This window comes from Micromonospora sp. II, assembly GCF_001709195.1.
GTDB lineage: Bacteria > Actinomycetota > Actinomycetes > Mycobacteriales > Micromonosporaceae > Micromonospora > Micromonospora chalcea.
In genome coordinates this window covers 1-5,633 of record NZ_LYXF01000073.1, presented here as the reverse complement: position 1 = coordinate 5,633, position 5,633 = coordinate 1, and the positions used below count along the sequence as shown (strand labels likewise).

Annotated in this window: 5 protein-coding genes and 2 pseudogenes; 5 read left to right on the top strand and 2 right to left on the bottom strand. The window is 72.7% G+C overall.

Features of this window, described 5'->3' with window-relative positions; all coding sequences use genetic code 11:
• The 3 genes and pseudogenes from A8711_RS28315 to A8711_RS33240 form a co-directional block, all read left to right on the top strand.
• Positions 1-192 (top strand): annotated as a pseudogene (locus A8711_RS28315) (VCBS repeat-containing protein); the annotation flags it as partial.
• A gap of 15 nt (positions 193-207) precedes the next feature.
• Positions 208-1,203, top strand: coding sequence for an alpha/beta hydrolase family protein (locus A8711_RS28310; RefSeq protein WP_043325481.1), 996 nt, complete (start codon positions 208-210; stop codon positions 1,201-1,203).
• A 153-nt stretch (positions 1,204-1,356) separates the two neighbouring features.
• A pseudogene (locus A8711_RS33240) lies at positions 1,357-1,434 on the top strand (50S ribosomal protein L31); the annotation flags it as partial.
• 155 nt (positions 1,435-1,589) lie between these two features.
• Here the strand turns inward: A8711_RS33240 and A8711_RS28305 are convergent.
• Together A8711_RS28305 and A8711_RS28300 are read right to left on the bottom strand one after the other, a co-directional pair.
• The gene (locus A8711_RS28305) at positions 1,590-2,237 is read right to left on the bottom strand and encodes a response regulator (protein ID WP_069089884.1); all 648 of its coding nucleotides are present in this window, start codon (positions 2,235-2,237) and stop codon (positions 1,590-1,592) included.
• Between the two features lie 9 nt (positions 2,238-2,246).
• Complete coding sequence (locus A8711_RS28300; RefSeq protein WP_041784246.1) at positions 2,247-3,518, bottom strand: sensor histidine kinase; 1,272 nt, start codon at positions 3,516-3,518, stop codon at positions 2,247-2,249.
• A gap of 141 nt (positions 3,519-3,659) precedes the next feature.
• Between A8711_RS28300 and A8711_RS28295 the strand changes: the two genes are divergently transcribed.
• Both A8711_RS28295 and A8711_RS28290 read left to right on the top strand, forming a co-directional pair.
• Positions 3,660-4,454, top strand: coding sequence for a hypothetical protein (locus A8711_RS28295; RefSeq protein ID WP_013476112.1), 795 nt, complete (start codon positions 3,660-3,662; stop codon positions 4,452-4,454).
• 733 nt (positions 4,455-5,187) lie between these two features.
• A partial coding sequence (locus A8711_RS28290; protein WP_141707695.1) for a PepSY domain-containing protein occupies positions 5,188-5,633 on the top strand: 446 nt, incomplete at its 3' end.

The window sequence follows — 5,633 nt, the reverse complement described above, 5'->3', positions numbered from 1 at the left end:
CACGACTTCTTCTGCCTAACCGGCGAGTTCCCCTACCTCGCCGACACCAACGGCGACGGCAAAGACGACCTCATCGTCTTCACCAAAAGCACCACCAACGACATCTACGTCGCACTCTCCACCGGCACCACCTTCGCCCCCAGCACCAAATGGCACGACTACTTCGGCCTCACCAGCGAAACCACACTCTGAGCCCCAGGAGGAACCATGCCGCACGACCGGAACATCTCCCCCACCGTGAGCCGCCGGCGGCTGCTCACCGGCGCCGCCGCGGTCGCGGCGACCGGCGCCCTCGCCGGCGCCTTCACCGCGCCGTCCGCGGCCAGTGCAGCCGTCAACGGGTACGGCCTGCGCATCGTCGACCGCAACGAGAACGGCGGCCGGTTGCAGTACTACCGTTTCGCCACCGACGCGATCGAGTGGGATCCGGCGGTGAACGTGCTGCTGCCCGACGGCTACCACACCAGCCGCAAGCGTTACCCGGTGTTGTATCTGCTGCACGGCGGCAACGCGGACTTCCGCACGTTCCACCTCCAGGACAACATCATCAACCTCACCGCGGGCCGCGAGATCATCGTCGTCATGCCGGACGCCTCCACTGGCTGGTACAGCAACCCGGTCAGCACCAATGTCGGGCCGCGCAACTGGGAGACGTTCCACATCGCCCAGTTGCTCCCCTGGATCGAGGCCAACTTCCGCACATTCCCCGAGTACAACGGCCGCGCCGTGGCCGGCTTCTCGATGGGCGGCTTCGGGGCCCTCAAGTACACGGCGAAGTACTACGGCCACTTCTGCTCGGTCAGCTCCCACTCCGGGCCAGCCAGCCTGCGCCGCGACTTCGGCCTGGTCGTGCACTGGGCGAACATCACCTCGGCCGCGCTCGACCTCGGCGGCGGCACAGTGTACGGCGCGCCCCTGTGGGACGAGGCACGGGTCAGCGCGGACAACCCGATGGAGCGCATCGAGAGCTACCGCAACAAGCGGATCTTCCTGGCGGCCGGCACGTCACCCGACCCGGTCAACTGGTTCGACTCGGTCAACGAGGGCCAGGTACTGGCGGGCCAGCGCGAGTTCCGGCGAGCGCTCAGCCGGGCTGGCATCCCGCACGAGTGGCGCGAGGTGCCGGGCGGCCACTACTTCCGCCACGAACTGTTCGTCCAGGACCTCGCCGGCATGCTCGGCCGGCTGCGCCGCGCCGGCTGACCCACCGGACCTGCGGCGCGTGGCAGGCCGCCACCAATCCGGCGACGGCCTGCCACGCCCGGTCGGCGGACCGCACGCCGCGCGTCCAAGGGGGCTCAGCCCGATCATGAAGTCATCCTCCGCCACCGCGCCGAGGCTACCGACCGCTCAACACGCCTTCTCGACACGGCGGGCCGGGTCGAGAAGTTCCGCGCCAAGTACGCCCGTCGCGAGCCCCGGGAGCCGCGCTGACCGAGGCGCGCATGCTGCTGCGCGCCGGGTACGCGATGCGCGGCGTCCGTCCGTCCACGACGAGGTTGCTGGTCGAGATCGTGGAGAGGTATCCCCGCCCCTGGTACGTGGTCGCGGCTGACGCGACGCCGGCTGGATACTGCCCAGGTGCGGGCTCAGCGGCCGGGACCACCCAGGTCGAGCCGGTCCTCGCGCACCCGGTCGGCCAACTCCAACTTCGTCCGGGTCGGGCGGCCCACCTCGGCATACTTGCGTTTGACCCGTTCCAGATACTCGCGCGCGGTCCCGTAGGCCACGCCCGCGCGGCGCGCGGCGGCCGCCAGGGTGGCCCCGGAGGCGTACGCGGTGAGCACCGCGCGCTCCTGCGGGGACAGCCGCGGCCGGTCGGCGCGGGCGTCGCGGCTGAGTACGAACGCGAGTTCCGGACTGATCGCCGACCCGCCGGACGCCACCTCGCGGATCGCCTCCACCAGCACGTCCAGGGGATGGCTCTTGGTGAGGTAGCCGGCCGCCCCGGCACCGATCGTGGCCAGCACGCCGTCGGCGTCGGGGACCGCCGAGACGACCAGCACCCGCCCGCCGCCGGCCCGGACACGCGCCACGTTGTCCGCCGGGTCGGATCCGTCGCGCAGGTTGAGATCGAGCAGGACCACCCGGGGCGCGTCCGCACCGCCGAGTCGGTCGAGATAGCCGTCGACCGTGGCGGCGACCTGCACCAGGCGGACGTCCTCGACCGGTGCCAGCCAGGTACGCAGCCCGTCGAGCAGCATCCGGTCGTCGTCGATCGCGGCGACAGTGATCATCCGGCCCTCTCACCCAGCCGCCGACGTCCACGCGCCGGGCGGCCAGCTCATCTCGACGGTGGTGCCCTGACCTGCTCCGCTGTCCACCAGCACCTCGCCGCCGGCCTCACCGATCCGCGCGCGCACCGACCGGGACAACCCTAGCCCTGGCCGGATCCGGTCCGGGTCGAAGCCGCGCCCGCGGTCCGCCACCGTGACCCGCAGCCTCGCCGGGTCCGGATCGTCCGTCCCCGCCGCCGGGCCGGCCACCGTCACCAAGGCGGTCGAGGTGCCGCTGTGCCGGATCACGTTGTTGAGCGCCTCCCGGACCGCGCCGGTGAGCGCTCGCACCACGGCCGGCGGCACGTCCGGCGGGACGTCGGTGACCCGCAGGTGCACCCGCAGGCCGGTCGGCGCCAACTCCCGGATGACCGTGGTGAGCTCGCCGACCAGCCGCATTCCGACCGCGGAACCGGCGGACGCGATCAGGCCACGCAGATGGTCGGCGTCAGCGGCGAGTCGACGCCGCACCACCGGATCACCGGTGTCGACCGCGCCACGGGCGACCGCGTCCAGCGTGGACAGCACGGTGTCGTGCAACATGCGGTGCTGCTGTGCCACCTCCGAGGCGTAGGCGGCGTGCGCCGCGATCCGCTGCCCCGCCTCGGCCAACGCCGCCTCCGCCTTCACCGCCCGTACGGTCGCCCGGTCGGCGCGCAGTGCGGCCTGCCGCAGGGCACCGACCACCAGGCCGGCGGCCGCCGGCACACCCACCAGTGCCAGCAGGTTCCCCGCCGCCCCGGACAGCGCCGCCGGACCCAGGGAGACCGTGGCGTGCACCCCGAGCAGGTAGCCGACCGCCAGCGCGGCGTACCAGGCGAGGGCCTGACGACGCGACAGTGCCAGCGCGACGGTCAGGCCCGCGCCGATCGCGGCCGGCAGGGCCGGATGGCTGAACCCGGTGCCGTGGCCCGGCCGGGTGAGCAGGCCGCCGGCCACGAGGGCGACCAGCGCCACCGTCGCGTCCAGCCCGGCGACCCCCCGGCCCACCGCGCCCTGTCCGTGGACCCACACCAGCACGCCGACCACCGCGAGAGTCTGGACCGCGTACACCGTCACCGCCGCCGGCACCGACCGCAGTCCGGCCGTGCCGCCGGTGAGGACCGCGACCGGCCAGGCGGCGACCTGGCAGATCCGCACCACGACGAACAGCCCGATCAGGCCGGTGGTCAGCGGAATCGCCGGGGAAGGGCCGGGACCGGAGCGGGAAGCGGGCGGAGCGACGGCGGCCGTGGCAGTCATGGCACTCAGCATGCCGGACCGGGCCGGACCGCTGTCGGCAGGACTGCCGACAGCAGTTCGTCCGTCGTGCGGGGGTGCGACCGCACCAGGCATGATCGGGACGGCTCCACCGAATCCTGGTACGACCGGAAGGACAGGCAGATGAGATGTCTCCAGCGGAAGCTACCCGCGCTGGCCGGGATCGCGCTGCTGATCGCGGCGCCCGGTTGCGGCAACCCGGCCGTGCCGGTGAGCGGACCGGACAGCGCCACCCCCACGAGCACGGCTGCCCCGGCGAGCCTGCCGGGCAGCGACCAGGGCGACCGGGTCGAGGTGGACGGCCGGACTGTCGCCGGGGTGGCACCGGGGCTCGGGTTCCCCGCCGGCAGCAAGGTCGACACCGCGTTCGGCGACCCTGGCTCGGCCACGGTGATCCTCACCGCTCCTCCGCCCGAGCAGGTGCTCGCCCACTACCGCCAGGCGGGCCCGCCGGCCGGATACCCGGTGGGCACCGACACCGGTCAGACTCTGCACCTCGACGGACGCGGGTGGACCGTCGAGGTCATCGCCACCTCGCGCGACACCACAGTCACGTTCGCCCGCAACCGGCCGGCCGAGCAGTCGACCGCGCCGCCACAGGCGGAGGAGCCGGCGCTGACCGGCCGGGATCTGGGCGTGACGAACCTGCCGTTCAACTTCCGGTTCCCGCCGGGCAGCCAGGTGCGCGACCTCTCCGACACCGCCGCCGGCGCCCGGCTCACCCTGGTCGAGCCCGACCCTCAGCGGGTACTCGCGTTCTACCGCACCGCCCTGCCCCAGGGATTCTTCGACGTCACGGGCGACCGCACGACCGGCGGGACCACCATCATCACGTTCGAGAAGGACGACGGTGAGTGGACCGGCACCATCGAGGCTACGGACGACCGGGTCACCGTCAGCACGGTCCATCGTCGATAGGACGACCCTTCCGGCGGCCGGCACGTTCCCGTCCGACGGGCTTCGACGACGAACCGGGGCGGTGAAGGGCAACCGTCGGTGGCGTCAGCTGCGGGGGCCCGGACCGGCCACCTGCGTACCCTGGTCGCGCCGTACCCATCTGGCATCCTTCCGGGACACCCTGCGATCGACGAGCGCCAGCACCGTTGCGGGCCGGGCGAGGGCGAGGGCGGTTGGTCGAGCCGATGCTCATGCTCTGGCCTGCGAACGATGGCGTCGCCAGACGGCAACAACCCCCCGATGTGAGCCCGATCATCGATGCACGAGCACCCTATCCGACTGGGGAGTCGAGGAGAACTGGAGCGCTCCGGGTACGCGCTGCCCTCGAACCGGCGGCGTTCGCCACCGGTCTGGGTGTCGTGACCGCACCGCACGGCCGGCGCGTCCCGGCCGGACGGGGCAGGTCCGGCCGGGGGTCACCACGGGTTCGCCGGCGCCACCAGCAGCAGGCCGGTCGCGGGCAGCCCGGTGGTACCGCCCGTGGTACGGCCCGCCGTTGTCGCGCCGGCCTGCCGGGGCCGGTTGGCCTCACCCGGCTCGACGGCGTGCCCACGCTCGTCGTCTTCTGATCGTCCGCGGCCGTGGGCCGCTCTGCCTGCTCGGCTCCCCGCTCGCGCCTGTCCAACGTGTGTCATGCCGACTCGACTGTGAGGATGATCGGGTGCTGCCCGGTGCTCGGGTCTGACTCCTCCTCCTGGTCGCCGCCCTGACCGGCCTGGCGTACACCATCACCCCGCAGCTGGACCAGGCCCTCTACGGCGACCGGCTGACCGTGGCCACCGTCGGTGACCAGCCGAAGACCCTCGCCCAACAGGTCACCGCCGCGCGGGCGGCGCACCCCGACGGCACCATCGCCGCCGTGGTGCCCGGCACCGGCGACCGGACCACCCAGGTGGTGTTCTCGCTCGAGGAACTCGGCGACAAGCAGCACACCGTCTATGTCGACCCGTACACCGGCGAGGTGACCGGGCGGCTCACCACCTGGTTCGGCTCCACCCCGGCCACCACCTGGCTCGACGACCTGCACCGCAACCTGCACCTCGGCGAGGTCGGCCGGCACTACTCCGAGATCGCCGCCAGCTGGTTGTGGGTTCTCGTTCTCGGCGGGGTAGTCCTGTGGTGGCGCCGCCGCAGCGCCAC

Excerpts from the sequence above, each read along its gene's own strand:
- A8711_RS28310 (WP_043325481.1), top strand. The coding sequence starts at position 208 with ATGCCGCACGACCGGAACATCTCCCCCACCGTGAGCCGCCGGCGGCTG.
- A8711_RS28305 (WP_069089884.1), bottom strand. The coding sequence starts at position 2,237 with ATGATCACTGTCGCCGCGATCGACGACGACCGGATGCTGCTCGACGGG.
- A8711_RS28300 (WP_041784246.1), bottom strand. The coding sequence starts at position 3,518 with ATGACTGCCACGGCCGCCGTCGCTCCGCCCGCTTCCCGCTCCGGTCCC.
- A8711_RS28295 (WP_013476112.1), top strand. The coding sequence starts at position 3,660 with ATGAGATGTCTCCAGCGGAAGCTACCCGCGCTGGCCGGGATCGCGCTG.